The sequence below is a fragment of the Chlorogloeopsis sp. ULAP01 genome (genome assembly GCF_030381805.1).
GTDB lineage: Bacteria > Cyanobacteriota > Cyanobacteriia > Cyanobacteriales > Nostocaceae > Chlorogloeopsis.
In genome coordinates this window covers 1-23,623 of sequence record NZ_JAUDRH010000007.1, presented here as the reverse complement: position 1 = coordinate 23,623, position 23,623 = coordinate 1, and the positions used below count along the sequence as shown (strand labels likewise).

Here is a 23,623-nt window from a genome sequence, read left to right as displayed (position 1 = left end):
TGTTAGTAACTAATTATCAAATAAGGTAATTAGGAAACAAAAATTAACACACTTATTTATCTTTTTTGTTAACATAACTGTTGCATCAGAACTTAGGAGGAGAAATGCCTATCAAAAATCGTGCTTTCTTTACTGATGTAGACTTTTTCCCTGACAATCAATTCAAGTTAATTGGAGAGTGTGCAGGCAAAAAACTTTTACTTATAGGTAAAACTAAAGCCTATGGCGATCCAATTGTGGCAACAAGCCAGACAGATGAACCAAGTCATGAAGATTTATATGCTTCAGATCTTTACGAATTAATGAAGTTTGGTCAAGAGCCTGTTGAAGTTACTGGAGAAATTTAAAGATACCCAGAAAAAAATAGTTCACTAGTTGAGGTTGTCATTAGCAATCAGCTCATTGGGTGACTACCTTTTGGGTAGTCGCTAAATGTTTACGTGTCTAAGTACCAACTTGTAGTGACTGGCATTTATTCTTTTTCTACATTCTTGAACTTATGTTGGTTTCGTCTCGCCTGAATACTTACAAGTTAAACTCAGCCAAGCTGCTATATAAAGTCAACTTAACTACATACATCAAGCTGAATCATTGAGAATCCAGCTTGATTATGGTCAAAACTTCAGTTAGTTTTCTCAAAAAATATTGGCTCTGTTGTTAAGTTGACATATTTTTTTAAATATAATTTGAGATTACAGTAAATGTATTCTCAAAGTTCTTAGAATCAGTAAATCTAAAATATTAATTTAGATATTAACTTTACTACTTTTAAACATCCTTGTAAAATAAACCGACCGAAATATATTCAACAGGTAGCGGCGAGGAGTCCCCCACCGATCGCCCACCTTTAGGTGGGGGAGGAACGCCGCTCCCGGTACTGGGTACTGGGTACTGGGTACTGGGGGAGGTTGCAAAATTTGGGAGGGGTTTAAAGCCCCTTCCATAATTTTTCCGCTTTCCACCCAATTCCCAGTCACGAGTACCAAGTCCCTAGTCCCTTTTACAAGATTAAATATGTATAAAAAATTGGTAATAACAACCCTGAGTTTATTATTCGTAACATCAGCACCAAGTTTAGCTCAGGCAGAAACCGTGATGCAAAAAGTAGCACGGACAGGTGTACTAACAGCAGGCACCAGTAAAGATGCAATCCCCTTTGCTTATGCCAACGAGAAGGGACAGTTGGTTGGCTACTCCATAGATATGCTGAATTTAATTAAAGAGCAGTTAGAAAAAGAACTAGGAAGAAAAATTCAATTGAAATTGGTGGCACTGACACCTGCACAAAGGATTCCCAAAATACTTAACCGACAAGTTGATATTGTCTGTGATGCTAGTAGTTTTACGTGGGAACGCGACAAAAAGGTAGATTTCTCACTTAGCTACGGCGCTACTGGTACCCAGTTATTGGTAAAGAAAGGAAGTAATCTTGGTTCGCCTGAGTCTTTAATTGGTAAGCGTGTTGGTGTATTAAAACAAACTACCAATGAATTAGCAATTAGGCGATCGCAACCTCAAGCTCAACTAGTCTTTCTTAAAGACAGAGCAGAGGGATACGCTGCCTTGCAACAGGGAAAAATAGATGCTTTGGCGTCAGATAGCATTTTGATCGAGGGATGGTTAGAAACAACTAAAAATCAAGATGCGTTCCAAATTGTACCTGATCGCCCTTATTCTAGCGAGGGTATTGCCTGTATGCTTCCTGAGAATAACTCTAAGTTTGTTGATGCAGTCAACTATACCCTGTACAAATTTATGCAAGGATTTGTGGATGGAGAAAAACGATATGTAGCTATATTTGACCGTTGGTTTGGCTCAAATGGTGTCGTGTTTCTAAATAAAGATTTGCGCGATTTAACAATTGAAACCATGCAACTGGTAATCGAATCCCGCGAAGAAATTCCCAAGAGTGAACTTTGAGGCAGGGATATAACAAACCTCGTTACACTTTTTTACATTAATTAATGTGTACAGAACGTAAAACTACCTATAGCACTACTAATGACAGAGGAATCATCAAAAGTACCCTTATAAGCTAAAGATGTACCCGGTTGTCTATAGTGCTAACTAAGATTTTCTCCCTTTGAGAATATTTCTATCTCCCATAGACAAATGGTTTTCTCCTCTAACCTCGGTTGATAGCCGGGGTTTTTATTTTTATTTTGTTCCCATATGAGGGGTATAAAACTTCATACCATACCCCTTGTTTCCTGTTCCTTGTTCCCTTTTAATAGATTTGCCTTTGATACTCAAGTCGTATATGTTTAACATCAGGCTGCTCTGGATCCATTAATAGAGTACGACGAACTTCCGATAATCCCAATGCTTCAAACTGAGCAAGTTCTGAGTTAGATAATGGCCAAGGAGGGCCATCAGGTTCTGCTTCAGTTTCGCGAAATCGATTAATCAGCAACAACGTTCCTTGCACAGCGACTAAAGAAGCTACTGCTCGAATGGCACAGGAACGCACACTCAAAGGTAAAGCTTGCAGATTTCTAGATTCAACAACTAAATCAAAAGTATGATGCCATTGCGAGGGAATATCTAACAAATCTGCGATCGCATAAGTAACAGGTGAATCAGGAAATCGTTGTCTACACCAGGCTATAGCTGTGGCGGAAATATCAAAAGCAGTTACCTGAAATCCTAATTCTGCTAAAGCCTCCGCATCATCTCCCAAACCACAACCAATTACCAAAGCTGAACGTCCTTGGCTTTGAGGATTATAAGTCAGTAACCAATTTTGTAAATAGGGGTTTACAGTTAACTTCGCCCAAGGAATTTGTGTTGTATCACCCTGTGCTTCAGCATATAAAACTTCAAACCATGCCGACGGATCTGATTTGCTCAGGGCTTCGGTAGCTAGCTGTTTTACCTTCTGCCGTAAATCTTGTGGTTGTTTTTCAAACATACAAACATCTCCGATTCCCTTTGTCACCTGTAATTACAGGTATTCAGCTACATTTCATCGGACTCTAGGAAAAATAATAAGCGATCGCCAAAAGGAATTTGCACTACCACAGGTACATTCCCTAAGCGATCGCCATGCAGATGCAGATGCAGGAATTGTTACTATTCCACATCCACCCAGATACTTCCTTCCTCAACACGCACAGGAAAAACTGGCAGTACCTTTTGTTGCGAAATCATACCCATTGCCTTACCCACAACAGGCGGCCAAACAATCCATTCTTTAACTTCACCAGTACGCAAATCAAAAGCACTACGATGCCAAGGACAAACAATCGCCCCATCTTCAGTAATTTTACTTTTCTTTAAAGATAATTTTAGATGAGGACAGGCATTCTCAACTGCATAAAGCTGATCTTCGTGATTCAACAGCAAAATATTACGATCACCAACTTTTACTACTTGTCGTGTGCCTGAAGAAAGTGCGTCAGCTGAAAGAACTTTTGTCCAACTCATGAAAATCTCCTCTCTTTAAATTAGCCAGCTTAGAGCAACGTGATGCTGTAATTCCACGCTTTCCCTGACACAGGCCAAGTATGGATGAAAGCACCGAAGCAACTTTGTATTTTACAACGCTACTCCCCCTGCATTTACAACCGTAGTTGGAGCAGGAACAGCACTCAGTACTACTTAAGTAAGAAAAGAGCTTTAATTTCTCAAAGGGTATTGTAAAGTTAAGTAAACCTGTGTTAATGTATTGTTACAGGCAAACAAACAAGCGCCTGATTCATAAATCAAAAAATCATCGCACTCATAGAATCATGACAGCAACCCTACAACAGCGCAAAAGCGCCAACATATGGGAGCAGTTCTGTGAATTCATCACCAGCACCGAAAACCGCCTATACATCGGCTGGTTCGGCGTACTGATGATTCCAACCCTCCTCGCAGCAACCACCTGCTTCATCATCGCCTTCATCGCAGCACCACCAGTAGACATCGATGGCATCCGCGAGCCAGTAGCAGGCTCCTTAATGTACGGAAACAACATCATCTCCGGTGCAGTAGTACCTTCCTCCAACGCCATTGGTTTGCACTTCTACCCAATTTGGGAAGCAGCATCCTTAGACGAGTGGTTGTACAATGGTGGTCCTTACCAATTGGTAATCTTCCACTTCTTGATCGGCGTATTCTGCTACCTCGGTCGTGAGTGGGAACTGAGCTACCGCTTAGGAATGCGTCCTTGGATTGCCGTAGCTTACTCTGCACCAGTCGCAGCAGCAACCGCAGTCTTCTTGATCTACCCCTTAGGACAAGGCTCCTTCTCAGACGGAATGCCTTTGGGTATCTCTGGAACCTTCAACTTCATGTTGGTATTCCAAGCCGAGCACAACATCCTCATGCACCCCTTCCACCAACTAGGTGTAGCAGGTGTATTCGGTGGTAGCTTGTTCAGCGCAATGCACGGAAGTTTGGTAACCTCTTCTCTGGTACGTGAAACCACCGAAACCGAATCTCAAAACTACGGTTACAAGTTCGGTCAGGAAGAAGAAACCTACAACATCGTAGCTGCTCACGGTTACTTCGGTCGCTTGATTTTCCAATACGCTTCTTTCAACAACAGCCGCAGCTTGCACTTCTTCTTGGCAGCTTGGCCTGTAATTGGAATCTGGTTCACCGCTCTGGGCATCAGCACCATGGCATTCAACCTGAATGGTTTCAACTTCAACCAGTCTGTGATTGATTCCCAAGGTCATGTCATCAACACCTGGGCTGACATCATCAACCGCGCTAACTTGGGTATGGAAGTCATGCACGAGCGCAATGCTCACAACTTCCCTCTCGATTTGGCTGCTGCTGAATCTGCCCCTGTTGCTATCAGCGCTCCTGCTATCAACGGTTAATTTTCCCACCCTGTCTAGATAGATAATCGAGCGCCTCTCCATAAGGAGGGGCGCTTTGCTTTTTAGTGTAAGAGGGTTTATTAACCCTCATCCTTGTTTCTACACAATTCAATCAAGATGTTAATCCAATGCAAATCTGTTTTTGCATCCGGTTTAGTAGTAACGTTTCATGAAGCTTGATAACTTGCTCTTGATATGCTTTCAACAAAGTACTTAAAGCATTAAGAATAGATTGTTTTTCTAATAAGGCATAGGAGCGTTTTAAAACCTCAATTAATATCTGGCTTCCACGCCGTTCAAAATGAGCAGAAGCATATGAGAAAGAGGGATTTTTTTGGCAGTAATCGTCAATTTGCATTATCGTTAACCGAAAGTTCTCTAACAGTGACTGGGCATAAAAAAGCTCTCCACGTATGGCTCGACGGTATACTTCCTCAGCTTGCGCTAATCCTTTGCTAATGAGTCGATTTATCTCATCAATTTCTAAGGAAAACTCTAACCCTTGAGACGCTTCAATAACTTGATGTATTAACTTCTTTGGGTCAAAAATAATTAAAACTGGTTGCAAGAACCAAGGCGAAGGCTGTATGTCTTGCAGCTTATAGTAAAGAACATCAATTTTATTGAATGGATGAAAGTGAGAAATACACACCCATTGAATTGCTGCCCACTCGTTATAAATCCATTCTCCCCAGCATTTAGGAACGGAAAAACGCTCTGATAAAAATTGCTCGTATAACTCTGGTTGAATCACAACTCGAAAATCAATATCTGAAAACTCATCTGTATTACCCGACGCTACAGACCCTTGAACGAATAAAGCCTCTACGCCCTTCTTTACTAAAAAGTAATCAACGGTTTTGTCAAGTAAACTTTGACGTGCTGCATTTAACTCGTCTGGACTACATTCCATTGCTGCTTTTGATGGGGACAGGTTAAAGAAATTGTAATGCTAACTATTCAGTGTTCCCAGTAATAGCCCTCATAAATTCTCTGTGCTTTCTGTGCCTTTGTGGTTCAAATTCTTACTAATGTTTAAACAGTAGCGCCAGTAATCTGCAAGGAAGAGTCAATCATATCTGGCGACTGACTGATGAAGATAAATCTGGATTTCGGCAATTATTAGGGATTAATAACCATTAACGATGTAACAATCTGCCTTACGTTTCTCACCTTCTTTGCTCCCACAGTATAAAGTAGGTGTGGATAAATTACAATTTGGAGGCAAAATCTGTATGACAACTTACCAACCCGATCCAGAGACAGTCGCAACTGAATCTATCTCAACTAGCGAACTCGTCGATGAAATGCTGGCAGGAACCACAAGTATTAACCATGTGGAAGTGATTGAAAACGTCATCGATACTTTAGAGCAAAATGACAGCGCTATGGTTAGCCATCCGTCAGAAGGTGGTTATTTGTGGAAATTTACTTATGGCAGTGTAGAAGTGTTTGTACAACTGACGGGAACAACGGATGAAGATACGATCACAGTTTGGTCTTCGGTGCTAAAGTTACCTGCTAAAGATGAACCTAAGTTAATGCGGCAATTATTAGAGATGAATTGCTCTAGCACCTTTGAATCCCGTTTCGGTATTATAGAAAATCAGGTGGTTGTGATTGCAATACGTACCTTGGCGGAGTTGTCTGCTACTGAAGTTTCTCGCTTAATTACCGTTGTGGCAACTATCGCGGATAATAACGATGATGCTTTACAATCAGAATTTGGCATGGCTTAAGCAATTTAGAAAGGGGTCTGCTGCATAGATGCACGGCGAGCAGATTTGGCGACTAATTCCGTTCCTAGAAGCCACTGGCAATGTACAGATGGCTATTGACCGTTGGTTGTTAGAACAGCACCTTTCAGGACAGCATCCTCCAAGCGTGCGGTTTTATACTTGGTCGCCACCTGCTATTTCCCTTGGCTATCACCAACATAAATATCCTGAACATTGGCAGCATATGGTTTGGCAGGGGCAAAAACTAGATTTAGTCAGGCGTCCTACAGGTGGTAGAGCAGTTTTGCATCAAGGTGATTTAACTTATGCTGTAGTAATATCTGGATTAAGTGGTAATCGCATAGAAGCTTATCAAAAGATTTGTGAGTTTTTAATTCAAGGATGGCGTCAGCTTGGCGTAGATTTGCATTACGGTAGCGCTGGGCGAGGTTATATCCACAACCCTAACTGTTTTGGCACTGCTACTAGTGCAGACTTATTAACAACAGATGGTTGTAAACTGATTGGTAGTGCTCAGTTACGACGTGGTGGAGCAATTTTGCAACATGGTTCCATGCAATTGCAACCGGATGCAAGCTTATTGGCTGAGGTATTTGGTACAGAAACTTTTACCTCTGTGCAAATTTCCCAAAACTTGAGTGTTGAAAAGATTATTGCAACTTTGATTGCTGCTGTTAGTGATTCTTTTGGTATTGATTTGGCTGTGCAACCACTCTCTGAGCGAGAGTGGGAGGCGATTTTTATGCAAACAAGTTGGAATGTTGGTTCATAATTGATTTGATAGAAATACCACGGAATGGATTGGAGAATGGCCACAAATCGAGTTTCTCAACAAATCATTGCTATGGGCGGTGGAGGGACAATAGTTTGTACCGCAATCATCAGCAAACACCGATATCAAATATTAGAAAATGGGTTTTTCGCCTGCAAAATTAGTGCTACCTCCTTGGCAAAATAAGTCAAAATCAAGTCAGCACCTGCCCGTTTCATGCTGGTTAACGTTTCTAAAATTACTCGCTTTTCATCTATCCAGCCATTTTGAGCAGCAGCTTTAATCATGGCGTACTCTCCACTGACGTTATATGCGGCGACAGGTAAATGTGTATAGTCTTTGACCTGGCGGATGATGTCTAAATATGCTAGTGCAGGTTTAACCATGACTATATCTGCACCTTCTTCAATGTCTAAGGCAACTTCCTTAATAGCTTCTCTAGCATTAGCTGAGTCCATTTGATAAGTCTTTTTATCCCCGAACCTGGGAGCAGAATCTAACGCATCCCGAAACGGGCCATAATATGCAGAAGCATATTTTGCTGAGTACGCCAAAATCCTTACATCTACGTATCCTTCTGCATCCAGTGCTTTACGAATTGCTCCGACTCTGCCATCCATCATGTCAGAGGGTGCAACCATATCCGATCCTGCTGCTGCTTGTGCTAATGCCATTTTCACCAAAACTTCTACTGTTGGATCGTTGAGGATAACGCCATTTTCATCTAATATGCCATCGTGACCGTGAGTAGTAAAAGGGTCAAGGGCAATATCGGTAATTACTAATATTTCTGGCACAGCTTGTTTAATTTCCTTCACTGTTCGCTGTACCAATCCCTCTGAGTTGTAGCTTTCGCTGCCAGTATCGTCTTTCTTTGCTTCCGGGATAACTGGGAACAAAGCAATGGCACCAATACCCAATTGATGCACTTGTGCTATTTCTTTGAGTAATAGATCTAAAGTATATCGATAACACCCAGGCATGGAAGTAATTTCAACTTTCTGCCCTTCTCCTTCCATTACAAACATGGGGTAGATTAGATCGTCTACAGTCAAGATTGTTTCCCGTACCATGCGACGCAAGGTAGCACTGCGACGCAGGCGACGGGGGCGATGAATCAAGCTAGCAGGAGTAGATGTTGTGTTATCAATGGTGAGATTTTCTGACGACATGAGATTTAATTATGATTGCTAACTAATCATAATGATAATCGTTTTCATTTAAAATTTTTTATTTTCAGTAGAACCTGGAAGAGAATGTGATTGAAAGCTAAAAATTGAGGAATTTGAAAACAAGTTACTTGCTTTCACGCTTGTTGTAGCTCTCTCCAAGACTGAGAAAGTACTTTTCCTGATGATTTAGCAAACACTATAGTCAGTAGAAGCCCCACAATTAGATCCGGCAACAAGGAGCCTGTTAGAAATACCAATCCAGCAGCCCCAAGAACAGAAGTGTTAGCAATGATGTCATTGCGAGAACAAAGCCATACCGAAGATAAATTGATGTTGTCGTTTCTATGTTTAGTTAATAGGAAAAGACACAGTAGATTAGCAAGCAAGGCAATAAATCCCACTGCGCTCATAACTCTGACTTCTGGCGTTGAACCTGCAAATAGCTGGTAGCTAGCTCTAGCAAACACAGCCACGGCAGATAGAAACATAATCGCCCCTTTGAGCAGTGCAGATTTTGCCTGAGCTTTTCTCCCCTTGTTAATGACGTACAAGCTACTGCCATAAACTAGTGCATCCCCTAACATATCAAGCGAATCTCCCGTTAATGAAAGGGAAGCAGATTTAATACCAGCTAGCATTTCTACCACAAACATCACAGAGTTGATCAGCAAAACAATCCAGAGAACTTTACTCTGCTGTTTTCTTAGCTTTTCTAGTTCGCAGGCTTTCTTTTGGCAACAGTCATCTCCCATAACTAGCGCTCCAATGGTTACTCTATTTATTCAAACATTCAAACCAATGTTAGAATGAAGTCAAAAAAAATGATCATGCTCGCGCAATAAAAAGCAAAGATTAAATTGCTATTTGCTTGAGAACACAGTTAATAATGTCACCAATGCGCTGGTCTTTTAAGGAATAATACGCAAGCTTGCCATCATTTCTGTACTTGAGTATCTTGAGGTCACGTAGCTTTCGCAAATGATGGGAGGCTGCTGCCACCTTAACCCCCAGCATTGATGCTACATCACAGACACAGAGTTCTTGAGCATTGCTAAGAGCATAAAGGATTTTGAGCCGAGATTTATCTGCTAAAGCGCTGAAGAGTATATGAGCATCTTCCAGAATCTCATCCTGTGGTAATTCTTCACAGACTTGAGCGACCAAGTCTGTATTGAAACATCGTACTTGACAGATGTCATCTGGTTTTGGCTTAGTCACAGAACTTCTTAGTATTAGAACTCGTGGAAACAGTTCCAGTCTAGCGGTTTTTAAAGTCCATATTACTTAACCAACCTTAATTTTGTTAACTTCAAAACCCTTACTTATCCCGTATCGTACAGTCCGAAATTCCACGTGATTTGTGCTGGGGTTGTAGAGAGTATAAGTTGCTTCTCCTGGGGTGCGCCCGACATTGCCTACCCCAATGATTTGACGTGGGGTGAGATTGACTGTTTGGGGAGATGCTTTACTATCAAGGGTTGTAACTCCTGCGGTGATGGAACCTGCTTGCAGTTGATATTGAAAAGTTAAACCAGAACGACCGCAAAATAAATTATGAGCTTGCATCCGCATCAGGCGATCGCACATGATAATTGGAGAAGTTTCTGGGGTGAGTTCCTCATCTACAGATACTGTTGTGCCATGAATTAACAAACAATCCAGTTCAAAAAACCCAAAATCTAGGCTTCTGATCCATTGCACTGTTTGACGGGAGACACACTCCCACAGCAATTTAACGGTTTCTCCTCCATATTTTGCCATCAACTCAGTGGGTTCACCGATTGCACCAAGCCCATGCAAAATCAAACACTGTTCTTCCCACCATCCTTTGCAAACCAAAGGTTCTAATTCTCCAAATTGGGGTTGACGTACAAGTTCTACCACCTGTTCAGATTCTCGTGTTGGCCCCACTATATCGCCAAGAATATATAATGCTTCAATTGAACGATTTTGACGCTGAATATCTGCTATTACTGCTTTATAAGCTGCCAAATTACCCTCAATTCCACTTATAATTGCCCATTTATTCATAAATAAAATAATTTGTTCTTACTAACCCTCCGGGTACTCTACGAGAAGCCGCCTTCGGCGTCTACGCCAGTCACCTGCGGAGGGAAAACCTCCCGCAGTGCTGGCTCACCACTAACTACTGTACGGGCGGATTTAGAAGATAAATTATCCGTTTGAACGGCAAGATTATCAACAAAACCCGCCCCTACTAACCCATCACCTAGTACAAACATGAGTAGGATCGTCAGCCCGTTCTGCATATTCCAAGCCATGCGCTAAACGCCAAGCAAAAATTGTAGGTAAGCCTTTTTCAATAATTGCTGCACAAGTTTTTTGGTAATTATATGGTATTTCTCTTAGTGTCACTTTTTGAGTATTAAGATCATAAATTACATAAGTTGCATTTGGTCGTCCATGCCGTGGTTCCCCTACTGAACCAACATTGACTATCTGCTTAATTGGAGCATAAAAGTTTTTTTGCTGTTGTTTTTGTCCCTTACTTTTAACACTAATTTGTAAGCTGACTGCATCTAATGTACGAACATAAGGTACATGAGTATGCCCACAAAATAGAACATCTGCACCTGTAGAAAGAACTCTTTCTAGTGCTAAAAAAGCATCTATTTCTGGTAATAAATATTCGTGGTTGCTATGGGGACTACCATGAACAAAAGTGAGATTGTCTTCACATAAACTATAGGGTAATTTTGCTAAAAAATCGCGATTTTCTGAATGAATTTCTTTATTTGTCCACTCGTGAGCTATTTTGCCACGTTTTTCAGCTACTAATGAGGGATAACTACACTCACAAGCATTTAAGCCCTCAACAATATCTTCATCCCAACAACCTATACAGGTGGGAATATTTAACGAGCGAATTTTTTCTACTACTTCATTAGGATAAGGGCCATAGCCAACTAAATCACCAACACAAAAGATTTTTTCAGCTTTTTGTTGATCGATATCTAGCAAAACAGCATCTAAGGCTTCGATATTGCCGTGAATACAGGATATGACTGCTATTTTCACGCTTTTGTCTCCTCTAATAGAGTTTCTTTTACCTGTTGTTGGTAATGCAAAATTGCAGCTTCAGATAAACAGCAATCTTGCAATGTTTGGCGCAAGGAAGCTTCATCTAAGTTATTTCCCAGCACTTCTAAACCACTAAAACTTTGAGGTATACCATCTAAATGATGAGGAAGATCTAATTCAAGAAAATCTGTGGAAGGAACACCCGCCACAAAATCAGCGTAAAGCGATCGCCCGTCAGGAACGTTAAAAATTCCCTTGGCACGAGTAACTGTTCCGTAAGCTCCATGGGTGATTTCGTACCACAATTCGTGTAAACTATCTTCGTCTATAACTTGACCTGTGCTTGATGCCCGCCATAATTTAGTTTGGGCAAAACTAGTTTGGGCGTCTGCACCAATAACTATCTCGTCAGCCCAAACATGATACTCAGAATCTTGGAGGTGTGGCGGCACAAGGGCAACAGCCTGATAAGTTAGGTTGTCTAATATTTGGGCGATCGCACTCAATTCCAAATAAAAGCCAAGTTCAATATAGACAATATTTGCTACTGCTAGCTGCTTAAAAAACTCAACTTCTTGTCCATCGCTAAAAACTTTAACTTTGGGTAATTCCGTTGCTAGGCGCGTTTTATCGATGGGAACATTGCCCACACCAGGGCTGAAATACACTATATTTTCATCACTAAAGCGAAATTTCTCGTCTTTATTAGCTAGCTGTTGGTAAATCCAGGTAGTTTTACCACATCCAGCCAAACCAGCAACGACAGTAATAATTGGATTGCTCATAAATCAGACTCATAAATAATCATTGGCGATAAGTAATGTCAAAATCTTTGTAGAGACGCGATATATCGTGTCTGAGTATCCGGATTCATACCACGATTCAGCAATGCCGAATTTATTAATGCCCTATCTCCTATCCCTTATGCACTTCTAGGATGCGAAAGCGCGATTGTTGACTTCACAATTGCTGGAACAATCTTCTCACTCGCCATTCTCGCACCAGATAAATTTCGCGCAGTTGGCCCGACTTGTAAAGCTGCCAACCCACCCATTAAGAATAATTCACAACCCGGAACGCGCAAATATTCATCCAAAACTGGTAATCCTTTAACTATCTTAATTGGATATGCTTCCAAAACTTCTTGTAATAATGCCTCAGATGTAACATCAAATTTAGTGCCTGTAGAAAGCCAAATTCTACTATACTCATACTGACTACCATCACTGCATTTGACTCGCCAATTCTCACCCATCCACTCAGCCTGAATTACTTGACAGTTTTCATCAATCCTAAGATTACCGTTACGTACTTCTCGTCGCAATTGCATAGCGATCGCTGGTGTCATAGAACCGCCGTTACGAGCTTCTAAAATCATCGCCAAACGCTTCTCGTAATCTTGTTCTGCAAAAAATCCTTTCAAATATTTTGGCCCTAACCAACCTGGTTCGGCATCAAATAATTTTTGTTGTAACTGTCGCCGCATCATCAAGTGGACTTTTGCACCACGAGAAATAGCACCCACTGCTAAATGCCCGCTCGTTAAACCACCACCCACAATTAATACTCTTTCACCTGTTAGGCGTAATTTACGTAAATCAACTGAATTTGAGTGACACATTCTATCGTCTGAATATCCAGGCTCTATCTGGGTTACCCAGTCGGGAATTTGCAATTTACCGTTACCCGTTGCCATTACTACCCGCCGCGCCATTATTGACTGTCCATCTTGCAACCACAAGCGCAGACGGGCGCGCAAGGGATGAGGTAAAGGTTGAATACGTGTCACAGCCAGGGGAATCACTTGCTGTTGCAATGAAAAGCGGCAAATTAGATCCTGACAAAAATCTTGAAATAACTGAGTTCCCGGCAAGTCATAGGGAGGAAATAACTCACTAGAACGAGATTCAGCAAATTTACGCAACGCAAATGGGTTGGGATCGGGATGATGTACAGCGGGAGAACGTAAATGGGGGATTTCTAAAGCAGAAAATTGGTGCTGCCAGCGACTTATCCACTTGCCACTAGGGTCAAACACCAAAATTTTACCCCGCATAGTTTGCCGTTTTTGCAGTAAGTGGGTTACCAATGTTAAAGCATGAGGCCCGGCACCGATAATTGCTAAGTCAGTTTTAGTAGGCAAGGGTGGTTGAGTGTCTTCCATCTCCATTAGATTATGATTATGATAATAATTATCATAATCATAGCCTTGATAAAATTGTAAAGCCAGTTCTCAGTCGTTACCTACTTTTGTTGTGTATGAGCAGTATTGGTGTAACATCTCGACTAACTCGCTATCAAGAAAGCATTTTGGAATTTCTAGAAAAACTAGAAACCCCAATTTCTGCTCAGGATTTGTACGTGCAACTGCGCTCATCGCATCAACGCTTGGGGTTGGCAACTGTTTATCGTGCGCTGGAAGTATTGAAGTTAAGGGGATTGGTACAAAGCCGCACCTCAGTTAATGGTGAGTCTCAGTATAGCTTGGTGCAGCAACATCAGCACCATGTTGTATGTCTGCAATGCGGTAAGTCAATCCCCGTAGAGGCTTGTCCTGTTTGCGAACTAGAAACTCAATTACGTCAGTCTCTGTCGTTTAAGATTTACTATCATACCTTGGAGTTTTTTGGTTTGTGTGCGCCTTGTCAGTTGGAAGTTCCTCAATCTTTAATATAAAGCTAGAACTAACTGAACACTGGGTGAATTAAGTTCACATTCCTATACAGTGGACGAGGAAAATCTTTCAGTTTCAGGCGTTTTAGAAGATACAAGATGTGAATTAACGTACTTCTTTGAGGCTTTCAATTTGCTTAGTAAACAACTCAGTGAGCAAACTGATAACTGAACGTTCTTCACGGATTTTAATATTGGCACTAATTGACATTCCAGACTGTAAAGGTATATTTTTATCCTTAGCTACTAAATATTGTTTATTCAAGCGAATTTGAGCTGGAAAGCGATAATAAGAATATGTTTGATCTGGAGGCAGAGCATCGGAAGCTACACTGATTACTTCTCCTTTGATATCACCAAATTCACTAAAAGGGAAAGAATCAATTCTGACATCAGCCTTCATACTTTTACGGACAAAACCAATATCTTTGTTAGTAATGAAAACTTCAGCTACAAATTTATCATTGGGTACAATTTGCAAAAGTTTTTGGGTAGAATTTGCCACAAATCCAGGAGCTTTGGCTTGTAAATCAAAAATTGTGCCACTAACAGGGGCGCGAAGTTCTTGGTATTTAATATTTACTTCTGTTTGAGAAATTTTGCTATTGATATCTGCTAGACGCTTTTCATTATCCAGCAGTATTTTCGTAAACTGGCTATCAATTTCAGCAATACGTTTTTTATTATCGGCTATTTTATCTAAGATATTTTTATCATAAGTAGCGACTGTGTTAGTTAATTTTTCTTGACCTTGTTCAATTTGATATTGAAGTCGTTTCTCTTCTTCAGTTAGTTGTGCGATTTCTGCTTTGAGATTTTGAACTTGTTGTTGCTGGTTGAGATATTGAAGCTGAGAAATGCCTCCTTCTTCTGCGAGAATTTGCAGTTTGTTTAAAATTTTTTGCTGAATAGCTAAACGGTCTTTTGTATCTTGGATTTTGATTTGAGTTTGAACAAGTTGTTTTTTAGTTTGTTCAACATCTAATTTTGCGGTTGCAGTTCGAGAATCTAATTCTTTTTTAGCAGCTTGGAGGCGTTGTTGTTCATCCACTCCTAGTCCTATATCTGTAGTCGAATGTTTTAACTGAGTCCGCAATAATTCATTTTCTACAACCAGCGCCGCCCGGCTTTTGAGAAGGAAAGCAGATTCTTGTGGCAGTTTACTACGTAAAAATTCCAACTCCGATGCGATCGCTGAACTAGCACCTAGCAATTGGCGATAAATTTGATTTTCTCTAACGATCTCAGTACGAATTTTCTTGAGGGAATTTAGTTCAGCATTGGTGGTGGTGGAATCAAATGTTAGCAGTAAATCTCCTAATTTGACCTCTTGTCCATCTTTAATATACACCTCTTTTATAACTCCACTCACTGGGGCTTGAATTTCTTTTACAGTTCCTTCGGGTTTTAACTGCCCAGTTGCAGGAACTACTTGTTCGATTTTGGCAAAATAAGCCCAACCAATCCCAAAACAAGCCAAACCAATCAAACTCATCATAATGGTACGCGACCATATTGGAGATTGGCGTAATACAACCGATTGCTCAAAGTTATATTCTTTGTCATGTTTTGCATCAGTCGCAGGTTTCCCAAAAGATTTTGGTTGTGTAGATGTTAGTACTCGTGTATTTTGTGGTGTGTTGCCGTTTTGATGCTTTCCGTTTTGAGAATTACCGTTCATAGAAAAAGGGAATAGGGAACAGGGGACAGGGAACAGGGGATAGGGGATAGGGAACAGGAGACAAGGGGACAAGAGAGCAGAGGAGCAAGAGAGCTTCAGGTGCAGAGGGGGAGAATAGCTACTAACCACTAACCACTGTACGGGCGGGTTTAGAAGATAAATTATCACTTTGAACGGCAAGATGATCAACAAAACCCGCCCCTACTAACAAATGACTAATTTATAAATTCACTTCTTGTTGATTATATAGATAATAGTAATGACCTTTTAAAGCCATTAATTCGTCATGACTTCCTTGTTCTATGACCCTACCACTATCCATGACTACAATCATATCTGCATGTGAAATAGTATTCAGACGGTGGGTAATACAAAATACTGTACTTTCCTTAAATGCTTGCGCTAAATTCAGACAAACTTGCCGTTCTGTAGGATAATCTAAGGCACTAGTTGCTTCATCTAAAACCAATAATTTTGGTCTTTGTAAAACCGAACGAGCGATGGCAATTCTTTGTTTTTGTCCGCCTGAAAGTCCAGCACCTCGTTCGCCGACTCGCGTATTATAGCCGTTAGGCAAGCTCATAATAAATTCGTGGGCGGCTGCAATTTTAGCAGCTTCAATAATTTCTTCTGTTGTTGCTTCGGGATTTGTCAAAGCAATATTTTCTTGTACTGTACCGTCAAATAACAGTGTTTCTTGCGGAACTACTCCAAGTTGTCGGCGCAGAGAATAAAGTTCTACTTTGGTAATATCATATCCATCAATTAAAATTCTGCCGGCTTCGGGTTCGTATAACCTGAGTAGTAACTTCATCATCGTACTTTTACCCGACCCGCTTTGTCCAACAATTCCGATAAATTTCCCAGCAGGAAAATTGAGATTGATATTACAAAGTTGTAGAGAACCACCCCTATTAAAACGGAAGGAAATATTTTCGTATTTTACATTTCCCGTAATTGCAGGTAAGGGAATATTATCACGGTCTTGTTCCGCTTCTTGGGGAGTATCAACAATATCACTTAAACGTTCTAAAGATAAGGCTGTTTCTTGGAAATTTTGCCAAAGTTGCCCTAATCGCAATACTGGGCTGGTAACATAACCAGAGATAATTCTAAAAGCGATTAATTCTCCTAAAGTTAATTCTCCTTCTAGTACCAAATATGCTCCTACCCATAAAATTAACAAGCTACTTAGTTTATTGAGAAAGTTACTAGTTGAATTAGCGAGGGTAGAGGTGATAACTGTTTTAAAGCCAGCAGTAACATAACGAGCATAACGTTCTTGCCAACAGAAACGCGATCGCAATTCAATATTTTGAGCTTTGACTGTTTGAATTCCTGACATTACCTCAACTAAATATGACTGAGTTTGAGCATTACGTTCGGCTTTGGTGCGTAACTGTTTTCTAATGGTGGGAGAAGCAATAGAAGTTATGATGATAAATACAGGAATTGTGGCTAAACCAACCAATGTCAGTTGCCAACTATAAATTAGCATCACGACAATATAAATCACTGAAAACAGAGCATCTAATCCTACAGTTAAAGCTGTACCTGTGAGAAAGGAACGAATATTTTCTAATTCATTGATGCGAGTCGCAAGTTCTCCAACGGGTCGGCGTTCAAAATAACGCAGTGGTAGCCGGAGCAAGTGATCAATAATTTCTGACCCCAAACCCATGTCAATGCGATTGGTGGTATCTACAAATAAGTATGTCCGCAAAGTGACAAGTACAGCTTCAAATAATCCTACAACTAATAGTAAAGCTCCTAAAATATGCAGAGTATTAATACTATTATTATTAATTACCTGGTCAATAATTAACTGAATAACAAGTGGGTTTGCTAATCCTGCTAATTGCACGAAGAAGGAAGCAATAAAAACTTCTAAAAGTACGCGCCGATAGCGGGATACATAAGGAAGAAACCATTGCAAACCAAAGCGTTGTTGGGGTGTTTCTTTGGTAGGAGAAAGTAGCAACACCCTGATTCGAGGCGGATAATTTTTTTCCTCAATCTCTAATTTAGTAAGCAGTTCAGCAGGCTTGTAGCGCTGGATTCCCTGAGATGGTATGCCTACAACTATAGTGCGATCGCTTGCTTCATACAGCACTGCATAGCTATCACCGTAACCGATTAGTGCAGGAGTGGGAATACGCGTCAGGCGATCGCACGGTACATCTACTAATTGCGCCTTAAGTCCAATTAATTCCGAAAGATAGGCACATAATTGAAATGATATTGTTCCCTGACGGTTGATTTGCTCAGTTAAAATGCGGCGAACTACCTCACGACGAAATGGCATTTCCAAATATTTCGAGATCATTTGGAAACAGGCGATCGCTGAATTTAATTGCCCCTCGGCATGAAAAAACGGATATTTTCTAATTTTGTGGTCACTAGGTGCTTTTTTGGGCTGTGACAATACTAATTCTTGATCGAGTGCATAAGGGATCTCAAATTCATTGGTTATCTCCCCATTGATATCAGTTATTTGATGATTTTCTAAGAGCGTTAAATCAGACGCACATAAGCCAACCAAACGTACAGGACTTTTTCCTTGTACTGCAACTATATCTTGAACATTATTGAATTCTAAGCGAGAACCACAAGAAAAATTATTAACTGTTCCGCAGCTGCTGATAAACCAGATGCTTTCGCGATCCAGTTGACGAATTGGTGTTTTTCCTAAAGGAAGGTAATCAACTTTTGCTTCTGCTAAAGCATTTTGAGCAATTTCTTTGAGATTTATATTACTTAAAGCTTGTACCTTTGACTGTGCAGCAAGGATATCAAAAACTTCCACTAAATGACTGGTGTATTTGCGAGCCTTAGCCAAAGCCGGATAAAAATTAAGCAAGCCTAAATACTCTTGTGCATCCAATGTTAAACCGATGACTTCTGTAGAAGCGATCGCACTCTCGCAAGCAACCCCTCGCAACAAACTTATTTCCCCAAGCATAGCCCCCGGTTGCAACAACTTTAAAGTTGTTGGCTTTTGCGTACACGGATCGTGTGCCAATAAACGAGCTTTTCCTTCATAAATGATAATGACTTGCTCAGGAATTCTTTCTTGACCAATGATCTTATGACCTAAACGATAACGCAATGGTTGGAGTTTTTGTGATACATCAGCAAGTACCTCACTTGATAATTGCTCAAATCCAGCAATTTTAGCGAGAAAATCTTGAAAAGTGCTTTTAGTATAAGTCATATCAAATTAACAGGAGTAGGGACTAGCTCTGCGCTTTCTGTGTCTGTGCGGTTAATAAAAACCAAAGGTTACAGAGGAAATAAAGACGAGAATTTGTTGCTTGAAACAAAAAGGGTATAGTTAGTAATTAAAAAGCTCAAATTTGTTGGAGTTCAGCTTGTCGCCAAGCTTACCTGTTGCCCAATCAAACTTAAAAATCCCGTGCCAAAGTGTTGAATCTCCAAAAAACTAGCTTGTTCTGGAGCGGATTTATAAACTCGGAATGTCTTCATAATTCCTAAGGTTGCAGCACTTTCGAGGGGACTAACAAAGCTGATATCCCGATCCAGAAAATAAGGCTGGCTAACCCAATTAGCCATTTGATTGGCATTTAAAAAGTAGCAGCCAGCGTGAGGGTTAAGGGCGCGACGAAATGTAATTGGCATTCCCATGATTTTGCCTTTAAGTTCTGGTTGCTCGTTTACATTTTGAAAAGGTGCAGTAACTCTTGCCGCTAAATCACCATCAATGTAGGCTTTGCAAGTCAGGTTGTGGATAGAAACTTCATAGCGATTAGGTTGCAGCAAACTCAAATCGCCTGCTTGCTGAGTAAACCAGTTTAATTTGCTAAAAAACCAAGGATCGTGGAGGATCAAATCATCTTCAAGGAAACAGTAATAATCATAATCACCGAGACAATCTCTTAGTACTGCTTGGCACTCAAATCCCAAAAGTAGGGGTTCTGCTTGAGTGGGATGGTGTTTGTAGAAATGTGAAGGTACAGCCAGTTGATTGAGGAGATGATTATCTTTGGTTGTACAGATAATAATGTCCAAATCATTGGCTTGCGGTTGATTAGCACAGAAAGCCAATCGCTGTCCAATATTGATAATACTTTGAGATCTACCAAATAGTTGATGCAAGGCAGCCAAACTTTGAGTTAGCGCCAATAGGCGAGATCGGGGATCTTTCCTCTGGGAGGCGTGCTTACCGTTGCTGTCAGGATTAAAAAAGTGGGCAATGGTAAAAAGTATTCGCATTGAAGTTACAACAGAAAGCAGGAGGCAAAAGACAGTCGCGATGAAACAAGTTTGATCACCAGGCATGAAAAAGGTATTTTCCCTACACCCTCTTTCAAGTTAAAGGTAAAGAAAGGTTTTCTCAGGTGGGCATTGCTGACAATCTAAAAATTTTGAGTAAATCCTAAACCATGCCCACCCTACTAATTGCCGTAATTATTTATACAACAACAATGTCATTTCTAGTAATCGCAGGATTGTTAGAGAGTCTAGCTATCTCTACCTGGGAAGTACTACCAGTGCCATCTGCATCAAAATAGAGTGCACCATTGCTTGTGTCGTAGATAAAGCGATGTGAAGCATTGGTCGCCGATGAGCCTAAATGGAATTGACTAGCTGCAAGTACACCAGGCTGTAACCCACCGCCAAATCCAGTAGCAGAAATATAAATAGTATCATCAACTACAGAGAAATCAGTGATAGTATCAACTCTTTCTGTAGAGGCATTGAAAATAAAGGCATCAGCACCAGCACCGCCAGTCAGGGTGTCATTACCCGCACCGCCAATCAAGGTGTCATTTCCAGCACCGCCAAATAGTGAGTCAGCAGCGTTACCACCATCTAGATAATCATTACCTCCACCACCAATTAAGGTATCTAATCCAGCATCACCAAGCAGGGTGTCTTGTCCTGCACCACCAACTAAGGAGTCAGCACCTAAACCTCCGTAGAGAGAATCATTACCTGCTTCACCAACAAGAATATCATTGCCTGCGCCACCAAAGAGAGTGTCATTTCCATCTCCACCAATCAGAGAGTCAGCACCTAAACCTCCGTCTAGATAATCATTGCCTGCATTACCAAAAAGGGTATCGTTGCCGTCATTGCCAAAGAGGTTATCGTTGCCGTCTGTTCCAGTGAGATTGTCGTTGCCTGTGGTGCCAAGATACAAACCAATTGCATCAACCGCGATCGCACCAGTTAAATCCGCCCCTATAAAAGTGGCATTGCTGAAATTAACTTTAGATAAATCGGCGTCAATCAGCTTTGCATCAGTGAAATTTGCACCAACGGCGATCGCATCGGTCATCTTCACACTACTTAAGTCAGATCTAGTGAAGTTGCCATTGGTGAAGTCGGCTTTAGATAAGTCAGAGTTAACGAGCTTCGCATCAGTAAAATTTGCACCAACGGCAAGCCCATTTAATAAAATTCCTTCTGCATTGGCTTGAGTGAAGTTTGCTCCACTCAAATCGGTGTCATCAAATTTAGCGCCAGTGAGGTTTGTGATCGTCACGGTGCCATTGGTAGCTACATGAGGACTAAAATCAGCACCAGTCAAAACTGCATCATCTACCAAAAAGCCACTTAAATTAGCACCGCGAAACTTAGCATTGCTAGTTTGACCTGGTTCGAGTGGGGCATCACTGAGAGAAACACCACTGAAATTAGCTAAATCAAAAATAGAGTTTCGCAGAGTAATATCTGTAAGTTTTGCTAGTCGAAAATCAGCACCAGTTGCATCGACATTAACTAAAAGAGTGGCTTCAAAGTCAGCTTCTTCTAACTTGGTATTCGTCAGATTAGCTCCTGTCAAATCAGCAGCTTTGAGCTTGGCTTTATATAAATCAGCTCCAGTAAAGTTAGCACCTCTAAGATTTGGGCGTTCTGATTGTTCACCACTGAGATTAGCTTCCCGCAAGTTCGCATTCGTCAGATTGGCGTTTGACAGGTCAATGAATTTCGTATTGACGAGCGACATATTTGCCCCTCTGAGGTTGGCACCACTGAGATTGACATTCTCTAAAGTCGCTTTGAAAAAATTCGCTGGTTGGGAAAAGTTGTTATTAGGGGCAAAAATAGCACCAGATGCATTAACGTTGAACCACTTTGATTCTTCAAAGTTAGTACCTCTGAGTGCGGTATTAACAAATTGGACGTTTGTGAGGGTAGCTTTAAAAAAAGTGGAACCATTTAGGTTTTGTCCGGTAAAGTCGTTGCCCACCAAGTTTTGTTCGTTAAAGTTGAAAGCTGGCATATTGTGAACCTAAAAAAATTTAATTTGTTTACGCTAGTTTTTGTGCTTCTATCGCTTGAGGCGCAAAAGGTTGTTGTTGAAGTTGTTCTTTTAACCAAGAAGAAAAAAGTTCGTTGAGTAACCGTTGGCGCATGGGTTCGTCAAGTTGCGCTGGCAGAAACTTTTCTAATCGCACAATTACCCACCAATCTCCAATATGGGTTGGAGGTGATATCTGCCCTGGTTGGCTGATAGCGAGAATTCGGGCTAAATGAGGATGGGGCATACTCAATGCTACTGGCCCCATTAACCCACCAGTTTCAGTTTCGGAACCTTGGGAGTATTGTCTTGCTAATTCAGCAAAGGTTTGTTCGCCTTCTAGCAGCCGGAAGTAAAGTTCTTGAACAACAGCTGCATCGCGATGGCGAATCAGGGAGTAGACAACCTGATCAAGTTTTGACTTGAGTTGGCGGAAGTGAGATTCTAATTTGCTACCCCAAGTTAGTTGTTTAAACTTCTCGATTCTCAGGTTCCGGGTTGCTAGGTTTAAAAATTGTGTTTCAGTCATATTCTGCTGCTGCAACCAAGCTTGGCGTTCAGCCTCGGATGTTAACTGATGTTGTTGGCATAACTGTTGGCAACACTTGACTTGTTCTTCGTTTGTGCAACTAATCGATGCGATCGCTTCATCAATAACAAGTTCTTGCTGGAGCTTTGGTAGTAATTGATACCTAGCTAGCAGAGGAAGAATTTCTTCATTTTTTACCTTGCGGCTTTGAAGTTGTGAGAGTGTGGCAGATGTGAGTGATAAATTTTCTGTATCGTTGTGTTTCCCGTTTGACCCGTTGTTTTGAGTAATAGCTACTGCCTCTAGCTTGGTTCCCTCCCACGGGGAAACTAATTTACCATTGTTATCTTCTTGCTGCTGTATCCATTGCAAGTGCTGTGGTAATAGTTGCGATAAATCATAACGCTCTAGAATTGTTTGTCTTGCCTTAGCCCTGATCCCAGCCATTCGATCTGGATGCTGGAGGGCTTCTTCTATGCGATCGCAGATTTCCTGGGGTGAAAAAAAGTCTGCCAATAAACCGTTAACACCATCTTGAATCACCTCAGTCACAGGCGCAGTTCTCGAAGCTACCAGCAAGCAACCTGTTGATAAAATCTCCAACATTGACCAAGACAAGACAAAGGGACGGGTGAGATAAACGTGGGCAGAGGAAGCCTGAATTACTTGCAGGTATTCAGGATAAGGCAACCAACCAGTGAAATGGACTCTGCTGAGGTCGAGGGAATATTTTTCCAGCATTACCTCTTTGTAAGTTTTGCCATTTGGTAATTGTTTACCATAAGCCACTCGATTTTCCCCAACAATGACAACATGACACTGGGGTCGTCGTTCCTGAAGTAACGTGAGTTCGACGGGTTGATTTAGGTGCAAAAAAAAGCTGAGACTGGAATTAAGAAGAAAAAATAAAGGGTGTCTCAGCTATGTCGACAA

The 23,623-nt window shown here is 41.0% G+C and carries 23 protein-coding genes; 6 read left to right on the top strand and 17 right to left on the bottom strand.

Features of this window, described 5'->3' with window-relative positions:
- Nucleotides 1-104 precede the first annotated feature (104 nt).
- Nucleotides 105-347 carry a hypothetical protein gene (locus QUB80_RS14950; RefSeq protein ID WP_289790308.1) on the top strand — a complete coding sequence of 81 codons (243 nt, stop codon included), beginning with the start codon at nt 105-107 and terminating at the stop codon, nt 345-347.
- 399 nt (nt 348-746) lie between these two features.
- On the opposite strand, the gene QUB80_RS14945 is transcribed toward QUB80_RS14950, so the two are convergent.
- A complete protein-coding gene (locus QUB80_RS14945) occupies nt 747-977 on the bottom strand; it encodes a hypothetical protein (RefSeq protein WP_289790307.1) in 231 nt (76 codons plus the stop codon).
- Between the two features lie 37 nt (nt 978-1,014).
- Between QUB80_RS14945 and QUB80_RS14940 the strand changes: the two genes are divergently transcribed.
- The gene (locus QUB80_RS14940; RefSeq protein WP_289790306.1) at nt 1,015-1,920 is read left to right on the top strand and encodes an amino acid ABC transporter substrate-binding protein; all 906 of its coding nucleotides are present in this window, start codon (nt 1,015-1,017) and stop codon (nt 1,918-1,920) included.
- A gap of 307 nt (nt 1,921-2,227) precedes the next feature.
- Here the strand turns inward: QUB80_RS14940 and QUB80_RS14935 are convergent, their stop codons facing one another.
- Together QUB80_RS14935 and QUB80_RS14930 are read right to left on the bottom strand one after the other, a co-directional pair.
- Nucleotides 2,228-2,911 (bottom strand): class I SAM-dependent methyltransferase, encoded by a 684-nt coding sequence (locus QUB80_RS14935; RefSeq protein WP_289790305.1) that lies wholly within the window; start codon nt 2,909-2,911, stop codon nt 2,228-2,230.
- A 161-nt stretch (nt 2,912-3,072) separates the two neighbouring features.
- A complete protein-coding gene (locus QUB80_RS14930; protein ID WP_289790304.1) occupies nt 3,073-3,426 on the bottom strand; it encodes a Rieske (2Fe-2S) protein in 354 nt (117 codons plus the stop codon).
- 305 nt (nt 3,427-3,731) lie between these two features.
- Between QUB80_RS14930 and psbA the strand changes: the two genes are divergently transcribed.
- Entirely contained in the window at nt 3,732-4,814 is a 1,083-nt protein-coding gene (psbA, locus tag QUB80_RS14925; RefSeq protein ID WP_289790652.1) for a photosystem II q(b) protein, read from the top strand.
- A 112-nt stretch (nt 4,815-4,926) separates the two neighbouring features.
- On the opposite strand, the gene QUB80_RS14920 is transcribed toward psbA, so the two are convergent.
- Complete coding sequence (locus QUB80_RS14920; protein WP_289790303.1) at nt 4,927-5,727, bottom strand: nucleotidyltransferase domain-containing protein; 801 nt, start codon at nt 5,725-5,727, stop codon at nt 4,927-4,929.
- A gap of 322 nt (nt 5,728-6,049) precedes the next feature.
- Here QUB80_RS14920 and QUB80_RS14915 point away from each other — a divergent pair, with 322 nt between their 5' ends.
- Both QUB80_RS14915 and QUB80_RS14910 read left to right on the top strand, forming a co-directional pair.
- Entirely contained in the window at nt 6,050-6,553 is a 504-nt protein-coding gene (locus tag QUB80_RS14915; protein ID WP_289790302.1) for a YbjN domain-containing protein, read from the top strand.
- 28 nt (nt 6,554-6,581) lie between these two features.
- Nucleotides 6,582-7,325 carry a lipoate--protein ligase family protein gene (locus QUB80_RS14910; RefSeq protein WP_289790301.1) on the top strand — a complete coding sequence of 248 codons (744 nt, stop codon included), beginning with the start codon at nt 6,582-6,584 and terminating at the stop codon, nt 7,323-7,325.
- 125 nt (nt 7,326-7,450) lie between these two features.
- On the opposite strand, the gene hemB is transcribed toward QUB80_RS14910, so the two are convergent.
- The 8 genes from hemB to QUB80_RS14870 form a co-directional block, all read right to left on the bottom strand.
- Entirely contained in the window at nt 7,451-8,497 is a 1,047-nt protein-coding gene (gene hemB, locus QUB80_RS14905) for a porphobilinogen synthase (protein ID WP_289790300.1), read from the bottom strand.
- Nucleotides 8,498-8,631: 134 nt separating this feature from the next.
- A complete protein-coding gene (locus QUB80_RS14900) occupies nt 8,632-9,249 on the bottom strand; it encodes a cation efflux transmembrane domain-containing protein (protein WP_289790299.1) in 618 nt (205 codons plus the stop codon).
- Nucleotides 9,250-9,349: 100 nt separating this feature from the next.
- Nucleotides 9,350-9,715, bottom strand: a complete 366-nt coding sequence (locus tag QUB80_RS14895; RefSeq protein ID WP_289790298.1) for an ArsR/SmtB family transcription factor — start codon at nt 9,713-9,715, stop codon at nt 9,350-9,352.
- A 66-nt stretch (nt 9,716-9,781) separates the two neighbouring features.
- Entirely contained in the window at nt 9,782-10,528 is a 747-nt protein-coding gene (locus QUB80_RS14890; protein WP_289790297.1) for a metallophosphoesterase family protein, read from the bottom strand.
- 38 nt (nt 10,529-10,566) lie between these two features.
- A complete protein-coding gene (locus tag QUB80_RS14885) occupies nt 10,567-10,740 on the bottom strand; it encodes a hypothetical protein (RefSeq protein WP_289790296.1) in 174 nt (57 codons plus the stop codon).
- Nucleotides 10,724-11,536, bottom strand: coding sequence for a metallophosphoesterase family protein (locus QUB80_RS14880; RefSeq protein WP_289790295.1), 813 nt, complete (start codon nt 11,534-11,536; stop codon nt 10,724-10,726). The genes QUB80_RS14885 and QUB80_RS14880 overlap by 17 nt, the downstream gene beginning before the upstream one ends.
- Nucleotides 11,533-12,324 carry a CobW family GTP-binding protein gene (locus QUB80_RS14875; protein WP_289790294.1) on the bottom strand — a complete coding sequence of 264 codons (792 nt, stop codon included), beginning with the start codon at nt 12,322-12,324 and terminating at the stop codon, nt 11,533-11,535. The genes QUB80_RS14880 and QUB80_RS14875 overlap by 4 nt, the downstream gene beginning before the upstream one ends.
- Before the next feature lie 137 nt (nt 12,325-12,461).
- Nucleotides 12,462-13,703 (bottom strand): FAD/NAD(P)-binding protein, encoded by a 1,242-nt coding sequence (locus QUB80_RS14870; RefSeq protein WP_289790293.1) that lies wholly within the window; start codon nt 13,701-13,703, stop codon nt 12,462-12,464.
- A 95-nt stretch (nt 13,704-13,798) separates the two neighbouring features.
- Between QUB80_RS14870 and QUB80_RS14865 the strand changes: the two genes are divergently transcribed.
- Complete coding sequence (locus QUB80_RS14865) at nt 13,799-14,215, top strand: Fur family transcriptional regulator (protein WP_289790651.1); 417 nt, start codon at nt 13,799-13,801, stop codon at nt 14,213-14,215.
- A 103-nt stretch (nt 14,216-14,318) separates the two neighbouring features.
- Here QUB80_RS14865 and QUB80_RS14860 read toward each other — a convergent pair whose 3' ends face one another.
- The 5 genes from QUB80_RS14860 to QUB80_RS14840 all read right to left on the bottom strand — a co-directional run bounded on the left by QUB80_RS14860 (nt 14,319) and on the right by QUB80_RS14840 (nt 23,563).
- Nucleotides 14,319-15,893, bottom strand: a complete 1,575-nt coding sequence (locus QUB80_RS14860; RefSeq protein ID WP_289790292.1) for a beta-barrel domain-containing protein — start codon at nt 15,891-15,893, stop codon at nt 14,319-14,321.
- A 220-nt stretch (nt 15,894-16,113) separates the two neighbouring features.
- Nucleotides 16,114-19,107 carry a peptidase domain-containing ABC transporter gene (locus QUB80_RS14855; RefSeq protein WP_289790291.1) on the bottom strand — a complete coding sequence of 998 codons (2,994 nt, stop codon included), beginning with the start codon at nt 19,105-19,107 and terminating at the stop codon, nt 16,114-16,116.
- A gap of 152 nt (nt 19,108-19,259) precedes the next feature.
- Entirely contained in the window at nt 19,260-20,126 is an 867-nt protein-coding gene (locus tag QUB80_RS14850; protein ID WP_289790290.1) for a calcium-binding protein, read from the bottom strand.
- A 199-nt stretch (nt 20,127-20,325) separates the two neighbouring features.
- On the bottom strand, nt 20,326-22,143 hold the full coding sequence (locus QUB80_RS14845; RefSeq protein WP_289790289.1) for a pentapeptide repeat-containing protein: 1,818 nt from the start codon (nt 22,141-22,143) through the stop codon (nt 20,326-20,328).
- A gap of 28 nt (nt 22,144-22,171) precedes the next feature.
- Complete coding sequence (locus QUB80_RS14840; protein WP_289790288.1) at nt 22,172-23,563, bottom strand: glycosyltransferase; 1,392 nt, start codon at nt 23,561-23,563, stop codon at nt 22,172-22,174.
- Nucleotides 23,564-23,623: the final 60 nt, after the last annotated feature.

Excerpts from the sequence above, each read along its gene's own strand:
- QUB80_RS14935 (WP_289790305.1), bottom strand. The coding sequence starts at position 2,911 with ATGTTTGAAAAACAACCACAAGATTTACGGCAGAAGGTAAAACAGCTA.
- QUB80_RS14855 (WP_289790291.1), bottom strand. The coding sequence starts at position 19,107 with ATGACTTATACTAAAAGCACTTTTCAAGATTTTCTCGCTAAAATTGCT.
- QUB80_RS14900 (WP_289790299.1), bottom strand. The coding sequence starts at position 9,249 with ATGGGAGATGACTGTTGCCAAAAGAAAGCCTGCGAACTAGAAAAGCTA.
- QUB80_RS14875 (WP_289790294.1), bottom strand. The coding sequence starts at position 12,324 with ATGAGCAATCCAATTATTACTGTCGTTGCTGGTTTGGCTGGATGTGGT.
- QUB80_RS14930 (WP_289790304.1), bottom strand. The coding sequence starts at position 3,426 with ATGAGTTGGACAAAAGTTCTTTCAGCTGACGCACTTTCTTCAGGCACA.
- QUB80_RS14870 (WP_289790293.1), bottom strand. The coding sequence starts at position 13,703 with ATGGAAGACACTCAACCACCCTTGCCTACTAAAACTGACTTAGCAATT.
- QUB80_RS14915 (WP_289790302.1), top strand. The coding sequence starts at position 6,050 with ATGACAACTTACCAACCCGATCCAGAGACAGTCGCAACTGAATCTATC.
- QUB80_RS14920 (WP_289790303.1), bottom strand. The coding sequence starts at position 5,727 with ATGGAATGTAGTCCAGACGAGTTAAATGCAGCACGTCAAAGTTTACTT.
- QUB80_RS14950 (WP_289790308.1), top strand. The coding sequence starts at position 105 with ATGCCTATCAAAAATCGTGCTTTCTTTACTGATGTAGACTTTTTCCCT.
- QUB80_RS14885 (WP_289790296.1), bottom strand. The coding sequence starts at position 10,740 with ATGTTTGTACTAGGTGATGGGTTAGTAGGGGCGGGTTTTGTTGATAAT.
- QUB80_RS14845 (WP_289790289.1), bottom strand. The coding sequence starts at position 22,143 with ATGCCAGCTTTCAACTTTAACGAACAAAACTTGGTGGGCAACGACTTT.
- QUB80_RS14860 (WP_289790292.1), bottom strand. The coding sequence starts at position 15,893 with ATGAACGGTAATTCTCAAAACGGAAAGCATCAAAACGGCAACACACCA.
- QUB80_RS14850 (WP_289790290.1), bottom strand. The coding sequence starts at position 20,126 with ATGCGAATACTTTTTACCATTGCCCACTTTTTTAATCCTGACAGCAAC.
- QUB80_RS14865 (WP_289790651.1), top strand. The coding sequence starts at position 13,799 with ATGAGCAGTATTGGTGTAACATCTCGACTAACTCGCTATCAAGAAAGC.
- QUB80_RS14910 (WP_289790301.1), top strand. The coding sequence starts at position 6,582 with ATGCACGGCGAGCAGATTTGGCGACTAATTCCGTTCCTAGAAGCCACT.
- hemB (WP_289790300.1), bottom strand. The coding sequence starts at position 8,497 with ATGTCGTCAGAAAATCTCACCATTGATAACACAACATCTACTCCTGCT.
- QUB80_RS14940 (WP_289790306.1), top strand. The coding sequence starts at position 1,015 with ATGTATAAAAAATTGGTAATAACAACCCTGAGTTTATTATTCGTAACA.
- QUB80_RS14890 (WP_289790297.1), bottom strand. The coding sequence starts at position 10,528 with ATGAATAAATGGGCAATTATAAGTGGAATTGAGGGTAATTTGGCAGCT.
- psbA (WP_289790652.1), top strand. The coding sequence starts at position 3,732 with ATGACAGCAACCCTACAACAGCGCAAAAGCGCCAACATATGGGAGCAG.